Origin of the sequence: Sorangium sp. So ce327, assembly GCF_051530205.1 — a bacterium.
In the GTDB taxonomy this organism is placed as follows: domain Bacteria; phylum Myxococcota_A; class Polyangia; order Polyangiales; family Polyangiaceae; genus Sorangium; species Sorangium cellulosum_B.
Genome location: NZ_CP150330.1, coordinates 7,983,827 through 8,002,690, shown reverse-complemented (window position 1 = coordinate 8,002,690; position 18,864 = coordinate 7,983,827). Strand labels below are relative to the sequence as shown.

General features: G+C 69.0%; 6 protein-coding genes. 3 read left to right on the top strand and 3 right to left on the bottom strand.

Going from position 1 to position 18,864, the window contains the following annotated elements; all coding sequences use genetic code 11:
- Positions 1-56: 56 nt before the first annotated feature.
- Positions 57-4,643 (bottom strand): tetratricopeptide repeat protein, encoded by a 4,587-nt coding sequence (locus WME95_RS29785; RefSeq protein ID WP_437902730.1) that lies wholly within the window; start codon positions 4,641-4,643, stop codon positions 57-59.
- Positions 4,644-5,298: 655 nt separating this feature from the next.
- Here WME95_RS29785 and WME95_RS29780 point away from each other — a divergent pair.
- Both WME95_RS29780 and WME95_RS29775 read left to right on the top strand, forming a co-directional pair.
- Positions 5,299-6,018: a M12 family metallopeptidase gene (locus tag WME95_RS29780; RefSeq protein WP_437902729.1), complete on the top strand. Its 720-nt coding sequence runs from the start codon at positions 5,299-5,301 to the stop codon at positions 6,016-6,018.
- A 106-nt stretch (positions 6,019-6,124) separates the two neighbouring features.
- Positions 6,125-8,278, top strand: coding sequence for a caspase family protein (locus WME95_RS29775; protein ID WP_437902728.1), 2,154 nt, complete (start codon positions 6,125-6,127; stop codon positions 8,276-8,278).
- A 136-nt stretch (positions 8,279-8,414) separates the two neighbouring features.
- Here WME95_RS29775 and WME95_RS29770 read toward each other — a convergent pair whose 3' ends face one another.
- Complete coding sequence (locus WME95_RS29770) at positions 8,415-16,607, bottom strand: CARDB domain-containing protein (protein ID WP_437902727.1); 8,193 nt, start codon at positions 16,605-16,607, stop codon at positions 8,415-8,417.
- A gap of 218 nt (positions 16,608-16,825) precedes the next feature.
- Between WME95_RS29770 and WME95_RS29765 the strand changes: the two genes are divergently transcribed.
- Positions 16,826-17,653 carry an SDR family oxidoreductase gene (locus tag WME95_RS29765; protein ID WP_437902726.1) on the top strand — a complete coding sequence of 276 codons (828 nt, stop codon included), beginning with the start codon at positions 16,826-16,828 and terminating at the stop codon, positions 17,651-17,653.
- A 209-nt stretch (positions 17,654-17,862) separates the two neighbouring features.
- Here WME95_RS29765 and WME95_RS29760 read toward each other — a convergent pair whose 3' ends face one another.
- Positions 17,863-18,789: a hypothetical protein gene (locus tag WME95_RS29760; RefSeq protein WP_437542193.1), complete on the bottom strand. Its 927-nt coding sequence runs from the start codon at positions 18,787-18,789 to the stop codon at positions 17,863-17,865.
- Positions 18,790-18,864: the final 75 nt, after the last annotated feature.

Sequence of the window (18,864 nt, the reverse complement as noted above, 5' to 3'; positions counted from 1 at the left end):
GCGTCGGCGAACAGTGCGATCAAGGCGCGGCCGCCCTCGCCACGGGCGCGCTGCGATTAGGGCGCGGCCGCTACGGTGTCCAGCGCTCTCGGCACATCGGCCTCTCGCACGGGCGACGGCTCCCTTCCAGAGAGCGAGCGGCCGCTGCCGCCTGCGATGAAGGCCGCCCAGTAGTAGGGATGCAAGCGCTCGCGCGCCATGGCGAGCTGAACTTCGCGCAAGGCGTCGCTGCGCCCCTCGCCGGCGGAGAGGCGGGCGTAGTACGCCTTCATGAGCTCCTGGGTCTCTCTATCGGCGACCTTCCACAGACTCATGATCTGGCTGTCGGCCCCGGCGAGCACGAGCGCGCGACGCAGCCCGTAGACGCCCTCGCCCCGGGCGAGGGTGCCGATCCCCGTGTCGCACGCCGAGAGCACGACGAGCTTGGTCCCCCACAGGTCCAGGCTTGCGACCTCGAGCGCGGTCAGGACGCCGTCTTCGTTGCCGCTGCGCCGTAGGTTGGCGCCTGCCAGCGCCAGGCCCGAACGCAGCAGGGGGTTCTCGGGCAAGGGCGGCAGCGCTCCGGGCTGCATTAGGATCACGAACGGCCGGTCCTGGTGGGGCGCGAGCGGTGCGGCGCGTGCCTGCGCCAGGAAGAAGCCGTGGGTGGCCATGTGCACGATGGCGGGGCCCGCCAGCGTCTTGACGGCGGCCTCGGTGGCGTCTGTTTCGAGAAGCAGGCGTGCATCTGGCAAGAGATCCTTGACGGCGCGCGCCTCCGGCTCGGTCCACTGGAGTGGGCCGAAGCGCATCGCCCCCATGGCGTCGGAGCGACGCCCCGGGGCCGCCCCGGCTGGCGCGGCGCTTCCCTCGTCGTAGGCGGGGTTGCCGACGACCAGCGGCGACGAGCGCGGGCTCTCGGCCTGGGTGATCTCGAGGCGGAGCAGATCGCGGCCGCTGGTCAGGTAAGTGAAGCGATAGCGCGCGAGCAGGAGCTGCCCGCGCTCGTCGACCAGCGCCGCGAAGGGCACGAGGTTGAGCTCTCCGTCCGGCGAAAGGTACACCTCGCGCGCCTCACCGAGGAGCTGCCTCACCGGCTGCATGAGCTTCTCGTCGAGCGCGCGCGCCGCCTCGGCGTAGCGCGGATCGGTGGTGCTTAGCAACGCTCGAGCAGAAGCGACGAGCGCATCGATGGGCGCGGCCGAGCCCAGCTCTACCCAGTGTGGATCGCCGGTCCGGTGCAGCACATAGGCGACATAGCGCGGGGCACCAAACCTGCGGCCGGGTTTCGCCTGCGGATCATAAGGCCTGAAGAGCGCGATCTCGACGAGCGCGGCGCCCGGACGGAGCGCGGCTTGCACGGCCTCGAGGGTGACGGCGCGGCGCTCCGCGGCCAGTGCCGTGTACCGTGTCGCCAGGTCTTGCTCCAGGACCTCGGTGTCTGCCCGCAGCTTGGCGAGCGCGTCGCTGTGATGGCTCACTTCCTCTCCGGGCGCAGGCCCGCGCAGCGTGCGCGTCGCCAGCTCGCTCCTCAGGCTCGCCAGCACCGCCAGCTTTGCCTGGTCCTCCTCTCGGCCGCGCGCACGGAGCTGCGCGAGCATGTCCGTCATGGCGTCGAGGACGCGGCCCTTGCGCTGCAACAGGACGGCGAGCGCGAGTCGGGCGGCGTCGGCGCGGTCGGGTAGCGCGCCGACGTGAAGAGAAACGTTCATGTCGGTCTGGCCTTCCAGCGTCCACGTGAACGCTTGCTTTTGCCGCTCGTTGCTGGTGGCAAGGACAGCGTCCAGGACCCGTTCGTAGATCGAAGCGGTCCGCTGCATCAGCGGCAGCGCCTCCGCGGGCGCTGCGTTCGCCCAATGCAAGTCGGCCAGGTTGTCGAGGGCGGCGGCCACGTTGGGATGCTCGGGCCCGAGGGCCTTCTCCCAGATGGCCAGCGCGCGACGGTAGAGCGGCTCGGCCGCCGCGCGGTCGCCTTTGGTCTCGAGCAGCGCGGCCAGGTTGTTGAGCGTGATGGCCACGTTGGGATGCTCCGCTCCGAGCGCTCTCTCCCAGATGGCGAGTGCGCGACGGAAGAGCGGCTCGGCCGTATCGTAGTCGCCTTTCGCGTCGAGCAACGCGGCGAGGTTGTTGAGGGTGGTGGCCACGTTGGGATGCTCCGGCCCGAGCACCTTCTCCCGGATGGCCAGAGCCTGGCGGAAGAGCGGCTCCGCCGCGTCATAGTCGCCTTTCGACCGGAGCAGCTCGGCCAGGCTGTTGAGGGTGGTGGCCACGCCGGGATGCTCCGGCCCCAGCGCCTTCTGGATGGCGAGCGCGCGACGGAGGATCGGCTCGGCCGCCGTGTAGTCGCCTTTCGCCCAGAGCAACGCAGCGAGGTTGTTGAGGGTGGTGGCCACGTCGGGATGCTCCGGCCCCAGCGCATTTTCCTGGATATTCAGCGCGCGACGGAAGAGCGGTTCGGCCGCCGCATAGTCGCCTTTCGCGTGGAGCAACTCGGCCAGGTTGCTAAGGGTGGCGGCCATGTCGGGATGCTCGAGTCCGAGCGCCTTCTCCCAGATTGTTCGAGCACGACGGAAGAGCAGCTCGGCCGCCGCGTATTCGCCTCTCACCTGGAGCAATCCGGCCAGGTTGCTAAGGGTGGTGGCCACGCTGGGATGCTCGAGTCCAAGGGCCTTCTCGCGGATGGCCAGAGCGCGACGGTAGAGCGGCTCCGCCGCTGCGTAATCGCCTTTCTCATGGAGCAACCAGCCCAGGTTGCTGAGGGTGGTGGCCACGCGGGGATGCTCGAGCCCGAGCGCCTTCTCGCGAATGGCCAGAGCGCGACGGTAGAGCGGCTCCGCCGCGGTATGCTCGCCCTTCGCATGGAGCAACGCCGCCAGGTTGTTGAGGGTGACGGCCACATCGGGATGCGCGGGCCCGAGGACCTTTTCGCGGATGGTCAGAGCGCGGCGGAAGAGCGGCTCGGCCGCTGCGTAGTCGCCCTTTGCACGGAGCAACTCCGCCAGGTCGCTGAGGCTGTTGGCCACGTCGGGATGCTCAGATCCGAGGGCCTTCTCCAAGATGGTTCGAGCGCGGCGGAAGAGCGGCTCGGCCGCTGCGTAGTCGCCTTTCGCCTGAAGCAACCCCGCTAGGTTGTTGAGGCTCTTGGCCACGTTGGGATGCTCGGGTCCGAGCGCCTTCTCCAAGATGGTCCGAACGCGACGGAAGAGCGGCTCGGCCGCCGCGTAGTCGCCCTTTGCGCGGAGCAAGAGCGCTAGGTTGTTGAGGGGGACGGCTATGTCGAGATGCTCGGGTCCGAGCGCCTTCTCCACGATGGCCAGAGCGCGACGGAGGAGTGGTTCGGCCGCCGTATAGTCGCCTTTCTCCTGGAGCAACCCGGCCAGGCTGTTGAGGCTCTCTGCCACGTGGGGATGCTCGAGCCCGAGCGCCTTCTCTCGGATAGTCAGCGCGCGACGGAAGAGCGGCTCGGCCTCCGCATAGTGGCCTTGTAGCTGGAGCACGACGGCCAGATTGTTGGAGGCGGCAGCTACGCGGAGATGCTCCGGCCCGAGCGCCTTCTCCACGATGGCGAGAGAGCGACGCAAGAGCGGTTCGGCTGCCGCATAGTCGCCTTTCGCGTGGAGCAACCCGGCGAGCCTGTCGAGGGCGGTGGCCACGCGGTGATGCTCGGGCCCCAGCGCCTTCTCGAAGATGGCCAGCGCGCGACGATAGAGCGGCTCGGCCGTTGCGTAGTCACCTTTCGCGTAGAGCAGCCCGGCGAGGTCGTTGAGGCTGATGGCCACGCCAGGATGCTCCGGCCCGAGCACCTTCTCCCAGATGGCTAGCGCGCGGCGGTAGAGTGGCTCGGCTGCTGCGTAGTCGCCTTTCGCGCCGAGCAACTCGGCGAGCCTGTCGAGGGTGGTGGCGACGTCGGAATGCTCTGGCCCGAGCGCCTTTTCCAGGATGGCCAGAGCGCGGCGGTAGAGCGGCTCGGCCTCTGCGTAGTCGCCTTTCGCTGCAAGTAATGCGGCCAGATTGCTGAGGCTTTGGGCCGTGTCGGGATGGTCCGGCCCGAGCGCATTCTCTCGGATGGCCAGCGCGCGGCGGAAGAGCAGCTCGGCGGCCGCGTGGTCGCGCTGCGCACGGAGCAGCCGGGCCAGGTTGTGGAGGGTGGTGGCCGTGTCGGGGTGCTCCGTGCCGAGGGCCCTCTCCTGGATGGCCAGAGCGCGGCGGAAGAGTGGCTCGGCGGCGGTGTAGTCGCCTCTGATGGCGAGCAGGTCAGCCAGGTTGTGGAGGGTGGCGGCCGTGTCGGGATGCTCGGGTCCGAGGATGCTCTCCCGTATCGCCAGAGCGCGACGGAAGAGCGGCTCGGCTGCCTCGTGGTCGCCTTTCGCCTGGAGCAGTGCGGCAAGATTGTTGAGGCTCTGGGCCACGTCGGGATGCTCAGCTCCGAGCGCTCTTTCTCGCAGCTCGAGCGCCCTCTGTGCGAGGGGGAGGGCCTCGTCGTATCGGCCGGACTCGTAAAGCTCGACGGCACGAGCATTCAGCCGCGCTGCCTCTTCGAGCGGCCCGTTCGGCGCCGCGTCCGCGTCCAGACTCGGTGCCTGCGCGGGTGTCTCGACCGACGTATGCGCGGCGACGACCGGCGCCGCGAAACTTGTAGCACGTGCTCTCGAAAACTGCTTCATCTTACCGCTCCCGATTCCTCAGTTTCGAGCAGGGCGCGCGCCGTCGCGCCTGCGAAGCGCAATCCGGCGACAGTCCGTCTGGCGCTATCTTCGCGAGGACCGCAAGCCGTAGGTTCTTGCCCGACCGCATCGATACCGAATTCCGGAGCACCCGTCTGAAATCCCGTCACCGCACTCGGGCGAGAACTTCCCGGCAAGGCGCCTGTCGCCGAAATTGAAAGTTCCTCATGCACGCCGCACACTGGTAATCGTGCGTGCGCTGGCTGGGACGTCAAGCGGACGCTGCTCCCCCCGTTTGGGGGGGCGCCGTCCGCACCGACGTGAGCCGCGGCTCTCTGAACTGACTTGCTTGTCTCATCCCCGCGGCATGGGGCTCCACCTCCTCGAGCACGTATCGGCTCAATGAAGCTGAAAATTCCACAACTGCCTCCCTCAGCCTGAGAACCGACGCGAAACGAGCCGACGGTTGCCGCCCCTCCGCAGCTTGACCTTCGCGCCCTCTTCCTTATCGATCCATCACGGGCTGTCCGTGCGCCCGGGCGCGCGCCGGCCTCTGAGGAGGGATAGGAATATGGCAACGCCGGAAGCCAATGTTCGCATCTGCTACGATCGGAAGCTACCGCTCGCTCTGGAAGAGGATGGAAGACGGGCCGCCGTGCGGGAAAATCCGGCGAACGACGTGGATCCCAGCCTCAATCCGAACGACCCGAACCTCACGCCATCGGAGAAAATTGCGCTCATCGCCAGCAAGCGGTGGCGCCCCGGGAAGGTCCTGAAGATTCGCTTCCTCGACGGTTCTTCCACGATGCGGGCGAAGGTCGAGCAGTACGCCAAGGAGTGGACGCAGCACGCAAATATCGAGTTCGATTTCGGCGATTCGACCTACGCGGAGATCAGGATCTCCTTCTACGCCGACTCGGGCTCGTGGTCGGCGCTCGGAACCGACGCCCTGGTGGAGCAGCACTTCCCGCTCAGCCAGCCCACCATGAACTTCGGCTGGCTCCGGGACGATACCAGCGACGAGGAGTACTCGCGCATCGTGCTCCACGAGTTCGGCCACGCACTCGGCGCCATTCATGAGCACCAGAATCCCCAGGGCGGCATCGTGTGGAACAAGGAGGCCGTCTACAGGTATTTCTCCGGGCCGCCGAATTACTGGACCAAGGAGCAGATCCGCTTCAACGTCCTCGAAAAGTACTCGGAGGATATTCTCCTGGGCACCGTGTTCGATCCCGCCTCGATCATGCTCTACCCCATCCCCCCCTCGCTCATCGTAAGCCCCGCGGGCTGGGTGGTCCGAGATAACGCCAAGCTGTCGCAGATGGATATCGACTTCATCAAGATCGCCTATCCTCAGACAGCCTCGGCGCGGTAGCATCGGTGCCGCGCTCGATCGGCGACGCGCAGCCGTCGCGGAGTCATCAAATTCAGGGGACCACCGGAGGGACCGGCCTCGCGGCCGCTATCATGGGAGGGGCACGATGGGGAGCCAACCGAACGATGAACACGACCTGACGGAGAGGACCAGCGCCAGGGACACGGGCCCGACGTTCCGGGCGTTGCTCATCGGCATCGACTTCTACTTCCCGAACCGCCTCCCGAACGGAGCCACGTACAGGAACTTGCGAGGATGCGTGAGCGACGTCGGGCGCGTCGAGGTGAGGCTGAACGCGCAGGTCCCAGGGCCCCGCGAGATCACGAAGCTCGTCGCGGCCGACACCGGGGCAGGCGTGCCCGCCGGGCCGAGGAGCGACTGGCCTACGTACGCCAACATGAAGGCAGCGCTGGATGGGCTGGTCGCCCGGACGCAACCGGGCGACCAGGTATTCATCTACTACTCCGGCCACGGGGGCCGCGTCCCCACGAAGTTCCCCGAGGAGAAGGGGCCCGGCGGGCGCGACGAGACGCTCGTGCCCATGGACATCGGCGAGGCGTCGACGCGCAACCTGCGCGATCTCGATCTCGCATATTACCTCGTCGCGCTCGCGAGGAAGAGCCAGGCGATCGTGACGGTGGTGCTCGATAGCTGCCATTCCGGCGGCGCGACGCGTGGGGTCGACGTCGCGCCGCGGTGCGCGACAGGCGCCCGGGCAGAGGCCGAGCCCACGCTCGACACCACGGAGCGGCCGACGGACGGCGTCGCTCCCGATGACGAGCTGCGCGCCGCGTGGAGGCGGCTCGTGGCGTCGCGCAGCGCACGAGGTGTCGTCGCTGCCACGAGCTGGCTGCCCGCGTCGAACGACCATGTGCTGCTCGCGGCGTGCCGCGATGACCAGTCGGCGCTGGAGGCCAACATCGAGGGGAACCGGCGAGGCGGCGTGATGACGGAGGCGCTCCTGGACGCGCTGGAACGGCTCGGCACGGACCAGACCTGGAAGACGGTCTACGAGCGGGTGCTCGCCCGGGTGCACAGCCGATTCCCATCGCAGACACCCCAGCTCCTCGGTGAGGGCGGGCGGCAGGTGCTCGGCGTCAAGCTCCAGCCTATCGTGCACACTGTGACGGTCATCGGAATCGACGCCTCGAACCGGAGGGTGAGGCTCCGCGTCGGCCGGGCGATGGGGATCTCCAAGGGCAGCACATTCGGCCTCTACCGCCCTGGGACGACGGATTTCACGCAGCTCGACAAGCGCGTGGGCGGCGTCGTCGTCGACGAGGTCATGGCAACGGAGAGCTGGGCGGTCCTGGAAGAGGGCACCCCGGTCGACAAGGTAGAGCTGGGCGCCCCCGCGCTCCTCGAGGACGTGGGATCCGTCGAGCTGCGGCGTCAGGTCAACCTCTTCCGCCGAGACGACTTGCCGCCCGGGATCGATCAGCAACGGGCGTTGGCCGCCCTCGAGGCCGCGATCAACACGAGAGGGCGCGGCTTTCTCGTGGTCCACACGAGCGGGACGCCTTACTACCAGGTCGCCATCAACGACGGCGGTCAATATGAGATCTGGGACCCGAGCGGAAAGCCGATGCCGAACGTGGGAGCGGTCAGCGTCGGCGCGCCGAACGCCGCCGCCCTCGTGGTCGATCGGCTGATGCACCTCTTCCGGTATCAGACCATTCTGGAAGTCGACGACCCATTCTCGGCGCTCAAGGATGCGCTCCGCGTCGAGCTCCGCACTCCGCCGCCAGGGTGGTCGCCGGGCGATTGGATCGAGGGCGGGACCGTGATCGAGCCGAGCGGCGACGCTCATGCTGTGCAGTCCGGCGCATATACGTTCGTCCGTGTCGTGAACGACAGCAATCGTCCAATCAATGTCGTGGCCGTCGACCTCGAAGATGATTGGAGCATCGACCCCATCATGCCTCCTGATCCGTCTGCGGGGTATTACACCACCGTGGAGGCCCAGAGGGATGTCTGGTTCGCATTCCAGTCCGTCCTGCGCCCCGGGCGCACTCGGGCCGTCGACGTCATCAACATCTTCGCGACCGTCGACGACGCCGATTTCTGGTGGCTCCTGCAGCCGCCGATCGACCAGCCGATCACCCGGTCGGTGATGGTGAGGAGCGGGGCTGCTCGCGACGCGCTCTTCCGGCTGCGCGAGGCGCTCGATGCGGATCGGAACACGGCGCGCGTGATGAGCACCGTGTCAAAGCCGGGCTCCGACTGGACCGTGCGGCAGATCCGCGTCGTCACGAGCTAGGCTCGACGACGGGATCAAGGGCGCAACCGCGCCGCGCGGTGAGTTCCTGCCGATTTGCTGGTCAGGTCGGCCACGCGGCTGCGCGCGACCCGCGTCGCGCGCAGCCGGCCTCTCCCGATGTGGAAGCGGGCGATAATCAGAAGCTGACGACGAGCTGGCTGCCCGCCGTGGCGTTGTTGCCCTCGAGGAGCTCGGGGACTTCGCCGTAGGCGTCCACGATGGCCCCGAGCGTGTAGGTATCCACGGGGACGTAGGTATCCGCGGGGACGAGGAGGCTCTCGCACTGACCTACGGCGAGGCTTGGCACCCAGGCGCCTCCGGGGATGAAGTCGTCCGTCGTGATCGTCGCGTCGGCCGACAGCCGGACCTCCACGATGGTGCCGTAGCTCGGGGCCGTCCCTTGGTTGCAGACGGTGATCGAGACGTCGAAGAGGCCGCCCTGCGTGACGCTCGGCGGGCCGCTCACCGCCGAGACGACGAGATCGGGGCCGTGGCCGATGGCCATCAGCTCGCCGGCGGCGGCGTTGTTGGTCTCGATGAGCTCCTGGACCGGGCCGTTCAGGTCCACGATCGCGCCGAGGTGGTAGGCGCCGTCAGGAGCGTAGGCGCCGGCCGCCACGGTGATGCTTTCGCACTGGCCAGGGCTCAACCCGGGGACCCAGCCGTTGCCGACATGGATATCGGAGGGCGTGATCGTCCCGTCTGACGACAGAAACACATCGACGTTCGTGCCGCCGCTCGGGGTCGTGCCCTGGTTGCACACGGTGACGGTGGCGTCGAAGCCGCTGCCCGGCGCGGCGGTCGATGGACCGCTCACGGACGCGATGAGATCCGGCCGGTAGCCGACGCCGAACACGCCGCTTGTGTTGGTGTTGTTGGTCTCGATGAGCTCCTGCGTCGAGCTGAAAGGGTCCACGACGGCGGCGAGGCGATAGGCGCCGTCGGGCACCGCCGAGTAGGCGGGGATGGTCACGACCGTGCACTGGCCAGCATCCAGAATTGGCACCGGCGCGCCCCCGGCGATCACACCGGCGCTGGCCGTCTGGTCGCTGGCCGCCAGGCGCAGCTCCACATCGCTGCCGTGGCTCGGCTGCGTGCCCTGGTTGCAGACGGTGACCTCGGCGTCGAAGCTGCTGCCTGGGAGTGCGCTGGGCGGGCCCTCCACTGCGGAGACGATGAGGTCCGGCCGATAGCCGACGCCGAGCACGCTGCCCGCCGTGGCGTTGTTGGTCTCGATGAGCTCGGGAACCCAGCCGTACGGATCGACGACCGCGCCCAGGTGGTAAGCGCCTTCCGGCACGTACGCGCTTGCCGTGAAGGTCACGGTGGCGCACTGGCCCGGCGCCAGGTACGGCACCGGCCCGTATGCGGCCAGGAAGTCGGCCGTGGTGATGGTCGCGTCCGAGGGGAGGCGCAACTCCACGTCGCCGCCGTAGCCCGCCTGCGTGCCCTGGTTGCAGACGGTGACCTCGGCGTTGAAGCTATCTCCCGGGGCGAGGCTCAAGGGCCCGCTCACGGCGGAGACGATGAAATCGGGAGCGAAGCCGACGCCGAGCACGCTGCCCGCCGCGGCGTTGTTGGTCTCGATGAGCTCGGCGATCGATTCGCCTGGGTCCACGATCGCCCCGAGGCGGTAGGCGCCGTCGGGCCCATAGGCGCTCGCGAAGATGAGCACGGACGTGCACTGTCCAGGGCTCAGGCCGGCCACATAGCCGCTCCCTGCCTGGAGGTCCGAGGGCGCGATGACGTCGTCGCTCGACAGGAACAGCTCGACATCGGCGCCGTAGCTCGGGGACGTCCCCTGGTTGCAGACGGTGACGGAAGCATCGAATCCGCTGCCCGGCGGGGCGCTGGGCGGACCGCCGACCGCCGAGACGACGAGGTCCGGCCCGAAGCCGACGCCGATCAGATCGCCGGAGGCGGCGTTGTTGGCCTCGATCAGCTCTTCCTGCCAGTCGTTCATATCGACGATCGCTCCGAGGTGGTAGGTGCCGTCGGGAGCATAGAGAACTGCGGCGACCGGCACCGCGGCGCACTGCCCGGGCGCCAGGAAGGGGACCGCGCCGCCGCCGGCGGGTGTGTCGCCTGCCGTGATCGTGGCGTCGGCGGACAGGTAGAGAGCCACGTCGGTGCCGTAGCTCGGCTGCGTGCCCTGGTTGCAGACGGTGACAGAAGCATCGAAGCCGCTGCCCGGCATGGCGCTGGGCGGGCCGCTGACGGCAGAGACGATGAGGTCGGGCCAGTTGCCGATGCCGATCATCGCGCTCACCTCGGCGTTGTTCGTCTCGATGAGCTCGGGGATCCAGTCGAACCGGTCGACGATGGCGCCCAGGTGGTAGGCACCGTCGGGCACGTACGCGGTCGCCGGGAAGGTCACGGTGGCGCACTGGCCCGGATCCAGGTACGGCACCGGACCGTTGCCAGCAGGAGAGTCGGCCAATGTGAGGGTCGCGTCCGCAGAGAGGAGCAGGTCCACCTGGGTGCCGTAGCTCGGCTGCGTGCCCTGGTTGCAGACCGTGACCGACGCGTCGAAGCTTCCGCCAGGGTTGAGGCTCGGCGGCCCGTTCACCGAAGACACGATGAGGTCCGGCCGATAGCCGATGCCGATCACGCTGCCCGCCGCGGCGTTGTTGGGCTCGATGAGCTCGGCGATCGCGCCGTACGGGTCCACGATCGCGCCGAGGTGATAGGCGCCGTCGGGCACATACGCGCTCGCGAGGATCGTCGCGGAAAAACACTGCCCTGCGTTCAGGTAGGGCACATAGCCGCCGCCGATCGGGAAATCAGCGGGCGTGATCCCACCGTCGGGTGAGAGCAAGAGGTTGAGCTCGGTGCCGGAGCTCGGCTCCGTGCCCTGGTTGCAGACGGTGACCGAGGCGTTGAAGGCGCTGCCCTGCGTGACGCTCGGAGGGCCGCTCACCGCCGAGACGATGAGATCGGGGCCGTGGCCGATGGCGATCAGGTCGCCGGCGGCGGTGTTGTTGGTCTCGATCAGCTCCTGGACCGGGCCGTTCAGATCCACGATCGCGCCGAGATGATAGGCGCCGTCAGGAGCGTAGGCGCCGGCGGCCACGGTGACGCTTTCGCACTGGCCAGGGCTCAGCCCGGAGACAACTTCGTTGCCGACATGGATATCGGAGGGCGTGACGTCCCGGTCTGACGACAGCAGCACATCGACGCTCGTGCCGCCGCTCGGGGTGGTGCCCTGGTTGCACACGGTGACGACGGCGTCGAAGCCGGTGCCCGGCGCGGCGATCGATGGCCCGCTCACGACGGACGCGATGAGATCCGGCCGGCTGCCGACGCCGAAGACGCCGCTTGCGTTGGTGTTGTTGGTCTCGATGAGCTCCTGCATCCAGCCGTAGGGGTCCACCACGGCGCCGAGGCGATAGGCGCCGTCGGGCCACGCCAGGGAGGTGGGGATGGCCACGACCGTGCACTGGCCACGATCCAGGTACGCCACCGGCGCGCTTCCGGCGAAGAAACCTGTGTCGGCCTCCTGGTCGCCGGCCGCGAGGCGCAGCTCCACCTCGCTGCCGTAGCTCGGCAACGTGCCCTGGTTGCAGACGGTGACCTCGGCATCGAAGCTGCTGCCTGGCACGGCGCTGGGCGGGCCCTCCACCGCGGAGACGATGAGGTCCGGGCCATGGCCGACGCCGAGCACGCTGCCCGCCGCGGCGTTGTTGGTCTCGATGAGCTCGGGAGTCCAGCCGTACGGATCGACGATCGCGCCGAGGTGATAGGCGCCCCAGGGCACGTACGACGCGCTCGCCGGGAAGGTCACGGTGGCGCACTGGCCCGGCGCCAGGTACGGCGCCGGCCCGTTGCCGGCCAGGAAGTCGGCCGTCGTGATGGTCGCATCCGAGGAGAGGCGGAGCTCCATGTCGCCGCCGTGGCCCGCCTGCGTGCCCTGGTTGCAGACGGTGACCTCGGCGTTGAAGCTATCTCCCGGGGCGAGGCTCGGGGGCCCGCTCACGGCGGAGACGATGAAATCGGGCCCGAAGCCGACGCCGATCACGCTGCCCGCCACAGCGTTGTTGCTCTCGATGAGCTCGACGAGCCATTGTTCCGGGTCCACGATCGCCCCGAGGTGGTAGGCGCCGTCGGGCCCATAGGCGCTCGCGGCGACGAGCACGGAGGTGCACTGCCCAGGGCTCAGGCCGGGGACATAGCCGCTCCCCGCGTGGAGGTCCGCGGGCGAGATCGCGTCGTCGCTCGACAGGAAGAGCTCGAGGTCGACCCCGTAGCTCGGGGACGTGCCCTGGTTGCAGACGGTGACGGAAGCGTCGAAGCCGCTGCCCGGCGGGGCGCTGGGCGGGCCGCTGACCGCCGAGACGACGAGGTCGGGCTGGAAGCCCACGCCGATGAGGTCGCCCGCGGAAGCGTTGTTGGACTCGATCAGCTCTTCCTGCCAGTCGTGCACATCGACGATCGCCCCGAGGTGATACGCGCCCTCGGGAACATAAGCGCTCGCGAAGACGAGCACGGAGGTGCACTGCCCGGGCGCCAGGAAGGGGACCGCGCCGCCGCCTGCGGGTGTGTCGTCTTCCGTGATCGCGGCGTCGGCGGACAGGTAGAGATCCACGCCGGTGCCGTAGCTCGGCTGCGTGCCCTGGTTGCAGACGATGACGGAAGCGTCGAATCCGCTCCCCGGCATGGCGCTGGGCGGGCCGCTGATCGCGGAGACGACGAGGTCGGGCCAGTTGCCGACGCCTATCACGGCGCTCACCTCGGCGTTGTTCGTCTCGATGAGCTCGGGAACCCAGTTGTCCCGGTCGACGATCGCACCCAGGTGGTAGGCGCCGTCAGGCACGTATGCGCTCGCCGGGAAGGTCACGGTTGTGCACTGGCCCGGATCCAGGTACGGCACCGGACCGTTGCCAGCAGGAGAGTCGGCCATCGCGAGGGTCGCGTCGGCGGAGAGCAGCAGCTCCACCTGGGTGCCGTAGCTCGTCTGTGTGCCCTGGTTGCAGACCGTGACCGACGCGTCGAAGCTTCCGCCAGGGATCGTGCTCGGCGGCACGCTCACGGCGGAGACGACGAGATCCGGCGCGTAACCGACGCCAATGACGCTGCCCGCCGCGGCGTTGTTGGTCTCGATGAGCTCGCCGATCGCGCCGTGCGGGTCCACGATCGCGCCGAGGTGATGCGCGCCGTCGGGCACGTAGGCGCTCGCGGGCACGACGACGGAGGCGCACTGCCCGGGGTTCAGCCCGGGGACATAACCGTTCCCGGCGTGGATGTCCGAGGGCGTGATCGCGTCGTCGCTCGACAGCAGCAGCTCGACGTCGGCGCCGTAGCTCTGGGTGGTGCCCTGATTGCAGACGGTGACGGCGGCGTTGAAGCTGCTGCCGGGCGTCACGCTCGACGGCCCGCTCACGGCCGAGACGACGAGGTCGGGCCAGTGGCCGACGCCGATCAGATCACCCGGCGTCGCGTTGTTGGTCTCGATCAACTCGGGCTGCCCGCCGTACGGATCGACGATCCCGCCGAGGTGATAGGCGCCGTCGGCCAGGTAGGCGCTGGCGGGGACCATCACGGCCGCGCACTGGCCGGGATCCAGGTGAGGCGTCGGCACGCCGCCCGCGAACGCGTCGGCCTCCGTGATCGTAACGTCGGCGGACAGGCGCAGCTCCACCATGCTGGAGCCCGGGGTCGTGCCCTGGTTGCAGACGGTGATCTCTGCGTCGAAGCCGCTGCCCGGCAGGACGCTGGGCGGGCCGCTCACCGAAGCGACGGTGAAGTCAGGCCCGTAGCCGATGCCAATCAGAGCGCCTGAGCCCGCGTTGTTGGTCTCGATGAGCTCGGGGACCCCGCCCTGCGGGTCGACGATCGCGCCGAGGTGGTAGGCACCCTCGGGCACATGAGCGCTCGCCGGGAAGGTCACGGTGGCGCACTGGCCGGGATCCAGGTACGGCAAAGGACCGCCGCCGGCGAGGGAGTCTGCGGCCGTGACCGTCGCATCCGCGGAGACGCGCAGCTCCACGTGGGTGCCGTAGCTCGTCTGCGTGCCCTGGTTGCAGACGGTGACCGACGCGTCGAAGCCGCCGCCGGGGAACACGCTCGGCGGCCCGCTCACGGCGGAGACGATGAGGTCGGGGCCATGGCCGACGCCGATCAGGCTGCCCGCCGCCGCGTTGTTGGTCTCGATGAGCTCGAGGAGCGAGCCGCCTGGGTCCACGACGGCGCCGAGGTGATAGGCGCCGTCGGGCACGTAGGCGTTCGCGGGCACGGCGACGGAGGCGCACTGCCCGGGGCTCAGACCGGGCACATAGCCGCCCCCGGCGGGCGCGTCGAACGGCGTGATCTCCTGATCGGACGAGAGCACCACGGCGACGTCGCTGCCGTAGCTCTGCGTCGTGCCCTGGTTGCAGACGGTGACGGAGGCGCTGAATCCGCTGCCGGGCACCAGCGTCGGCGGCCCGCTCACGGCGGAGACGATGAGATCCGGCCGATGGCCCACGCCGAGCTGCCCGCCCGACGCGGCGTTGTTGGCCTCGTTCAGCTCTTCTTGCGAGTTGTACAGATCGACGATCGCGCCGAGGTGATAGACGCCGTCTGGCACGTAAGCGCTCGCCGGGAAGGTCACGGCGGCGCATTGCCCCGGTTCCAGGGACGGCGCCTGGGCGCCGCCGGCGGGCGGGTCGGCCCACGTGATGTTGTCGTCGGGTGACAGGCGCAGCTCCAGGGCGGCGCTGTAGCTCGTGGTCGTGCCCTGGTTGCAGACGGTGACGGTGGCGCTGAAGCCGCTGCCCGGAAGGGCGCTCGGCGGCCCGCTCACCGAGGAGACGATGAGATCCGGTCGATAACCGACGCCGACCACGGCGCCAGCTGCGGCGTTGTTGCTCTCGATGAGCTCGGGAACCCCGCCGTACCGATCGACGATCGCGCCCAGGTGGTAGGCGCCGTCAGGCGCGTAAGCGCCCGCGTGGAGCGTCCGCGTGGTGCACTGCCCAGGATCGAGGTACGGCACCGCATCGCCGCCGATGGGCACGTCGTTCGCCGTGATGATCGCGTCCGAGGAGAGGTACAGCTCCACGTTGCTGCCGTAGCTCGTCTGCGTGCCCTGGTTGCAGACGGTGACCGAGGCGTCGAGGGAGCCGCCAGACATCGCGCTCGGCGGTCCGCTCACCGAGGACACGATGAGGTCCGGCTGGTAGCCGACGCCGATCGCGCCGCCTGCCGCGGCGTTGTTCGTCTCGATGAGCTCGGCGGTCCAATTGGGGACGTTCACGATCGCGCCGAGCGTGTACGCGCCGTCGGGCACGTACGTGTTCGCGGGGATCGTCGCGGAGAAGCACTGTCCGGGGCTCAGGCTCGGCACATCGCCGGCTCCGATCGGGAAATCGGCGGGCGTGATCTCGCCATCGGGCGAGAGGAGGAGGTCGACCTCGGTGCCGTAGCTCGACTGCGTACCCTGGTTGCAGACGGTGACCGAGGCGTCGAACCAGGCGCCGGGCACCTGGCTCGGCGGTCCGCTCACCGCCGAGACGACGAGGTCCGGCTGATTGCCGACGCCGAGCAGCCCGCCTGCCCGCGCATTGTTGGACGTGAGGAGCTCCGCGTACCAGCCGCTCTCGTGCGCGATTGCTCCGAGGTGATAGACGCCTTCGGGGACACTGGCGCTGACGGGCACGGTCACCGACTCGCACTGGCCAGGATCCAGCCATGGAACCTGGACGCCGCCGCCGAGGAGGTGATCCGACGGCTCGATCGCGGCGTCCGGCGAGAGGAGCACATCCACGAGCGCGCTCTGGCTCGGCGTCGTGCCCTGGTTGCACACCGTGGCCTGGACCTCGAAGCCGCCGCCGGGGAGCGCGCTCGGCGGGCCGCTCACGGCCGAGACGATGAGATCCGGGCCGTAGCCGACGCCGATCTCGCCTGCGACCGCCGTGTTGTTGGTCTCCGACAGCTCGATCACCTGCTCGAACGAGTCCACCACGACGCCGAGCGTGTACGCGCCATCGGGCACGGCCGCGGCGGTCTGGACGCCGAGCTCCACGCATTGCCCCGCGTCGAGATACCCCAGCGGCGCATAGCCGGTGATGGGATCCGACGGTGTGATGATGTCGTCGTCCGAGAGGCTCACCTCGACCTGGGTGCTGTAGCTCGCCGAATTGCCCTGGTTGCACACAGTGACCCACGTCGTGAAATAGCCGCCCGGCAGGACGCTGGGCGGCGCGCTCGCGCTCGAGATCACGAGGTCCGGTTCGTCGCCCGTGAGCGCCCCGGTCGCGGCCCCTATCGCCTCGGGTTCGTCAGGGGGTCCGCTGCTCCCGCACCCCACGGTCATCGCCAGCATGCCGAACACGAAGCACGCCCGTCGCACCAGAGATACTCTTAGGCTGAGCATAGAGAATCAGGAGAAGCTAGGGGCGCGTCCACGTCAAGGGGGTCGCGATTCTCGCTGGAGTTTCGCGGGATAGGGGCTTTGCGCCGTCACGAGGCGGGGGGGCGCCTCCGCTTCCGTGACGTCTGTTCCTTCTGTTTCCATGCCGCGCGCGCCGTGGGCTTGTGCTCACCGCTGGAACCTGAGAGAGGAGCTCCATGAACGGGAAGGTCTGCATCGTCACCGGCGGCAACACGGGCATTGGCAAGGAGACGGCCCGCGGCCTGGCTCAGCGCGGCGCGAAGGTGGTGCTGGCGTGCCGCGACACCGGCAGAGGGGAGGCGGCGCGCGACGACATCGCGCGCTCCACCGGCCGCGAGGACGTGGAGGTGATCGCGCTGGATCTCGGGAGCAAGGCGAGCATCCGCGCCTTCGGCGAGCGCTTCCGCGCCGCGCACGAGCGCCTGGACGTCCTTGTGAACAACGCCGGGGTATGGCGGAGCGCGCGCGGCACGACCGAGGACGGCATCGAGGCGACGTTCGGGGTGAACCACGTGGGGACGTGGCTGCTCACGCAGGACCTCCTCCCGCTCCTGAAGAAGAGCGCGCCGTCGCGGGTCGTGGTCCTGTCCTCGAAGCTGCACTACCGCGGCCGGATGGACTGGGAGGACCTGCAGTTCGAGCGGCGGAAGTACGGCACGACCGCGGCGTACAGCCAGTCGAAGCTCGCGAACGTGCTCTTCACCAAGGCGCTGGCCCGGCGGCTCGAGGGCACCGGTGTCACGGTCAACGCCGTCCATCCGGGCGTGGTCAGGACTGACCTGATGCGCGATTATCCAAAGCTCCTTATGAAGTTCTTCAACCTGTTCCTGCTCACGGCCGAGCAAGGGGCCGAGTGTTCGCTGCACGTGGCCACGGCGCCGGAGCTGGCCGGGGTGACGGGGGAGTACTTCGAGGAGAGCCGCATCAAGCCGGCGGCCGAGGCGGCGCTCGACGAGGCCGCGCAGGAGCGGCTCTGGGCGCTGACCGAGGCGCTGGCGGCGTAGCGACGCGAGGCGGCCCGCGGTCGAGCGCGACACCGGGCCTCTTTGCAAAGGCTCGCGAGCGGAGAGAGAGTAACGCCAAGGCGCAAAGGCGCAGAGGCGCAGAGGCGCAAAAATACACGAGATTTGTTCTTTTTTGCGTCTTTGCGTCTTTGCGCCTTGGCGTTGAACTCTCTCTCCGGCTCCATGGCCAGGACTCCTGGCGGGCGGAACTAAGGGCAGCTCGGCCGCCACGCGTCGTCGGCGAAGTACCTGGCGATGAGGTCGTGGAGCGGGCGATCGTAGTCGCGCAGCTCGGCCCGCGTGTCGATCTCGTTGTGGATCCCGTTCGCGGGGATCGCCTCGGTGTTGGCGTCGAACCAGGACTGGACCCCCTCGGCCCAGTATTCGTCCTTGTTCGTCGCCGCGTAGGTGTCCTCCCATTTCCCCGCCTGGAGCGCGGCATCGAAGACGTCCTCGAGCTCCCCGTTGAACGCCGGCTCGACGAAGGCGATGCCCATGATCGCGATGGCGTGCGAGAACTCGTGCACAAGGATGTCCTCGCCGAGGTACGGATCGCTCGCATAACACAGGACGTTCTCCTCGGCGCAGGAGCTCGCGGGCCGGGCGGGGGTCGCGCCGAGGCCGCGGGCCCGCGTGTCCCAGTCCGTCCCCGGGAACGCCTCGTACAGGTCGCTGTGCTCGGGGATGTCGGTTGTCACCTCCGTCTCCGCCATCACGGCGACGCGCGTGTGGTTCTCGATCATCGCCTGACGCACGTCGTCGCGGTGGCCGAGCATGCGGACGGCCACCGAGCAGGTGCGCAGCAGCGCCGCGTCAGGCACCTTCTCGGAGCTGATGACGGGGATGCCCGCGGCGTCGACGTACTTCTTGTAGAAAGGGTCGAACCCCAGCTCGGGCGGCACCTCCGAGACGCTCCCGCACTCGCCCTCGGGCTCTCCGCCTCCTCCGCCTCCTCCTCCGGCCCCGGCGCCCGTCGCGGCGCTGGAGGTCGCGGCTTCGGCCGCGCTCGAGCTGGCCTCCGCTACGCCGCCGGAGCCGCCGCTGCCGGCTGGACCCGCGCCGCCGCCGCCTGCGCCGCCCTCGTCGGCCGGCGACTCGGAACAGGCGGCCAGGGCGCAGGTGAGGAGAGCGATCAATGCAACTCGTCCATGCACGCTTTCACGCATGCGCGCGAGGCTACAAGAGCTGAAGCCAGCATCCAAGTCGCGCGC

Excerpts from the sequence above, each read along its gene's own strand:
- WME95_RS29785 (WP_437902730.1), bottom strand. The coding sequence starts at position 4,643 with ATGAAGCAGTTTTCGAGAGCACGTGCTACAAGTTTCGCGGCGCCGGTC.
- WME95_RS29775 (WP_437902728.1), top strand. The coding sequence starts at position 6,125 with ATGGGGAGCCAACCGAACGATGAACACGACCTGACGGAGAGGACCAGC.
- WME95_RS29765 (WP_437902726.1), top strand. The coding sequence starts at position 16,826 with ATGAACGGGAAGGTCTGCATCGTCACCGGCGGCAACACGGGCATTGGC.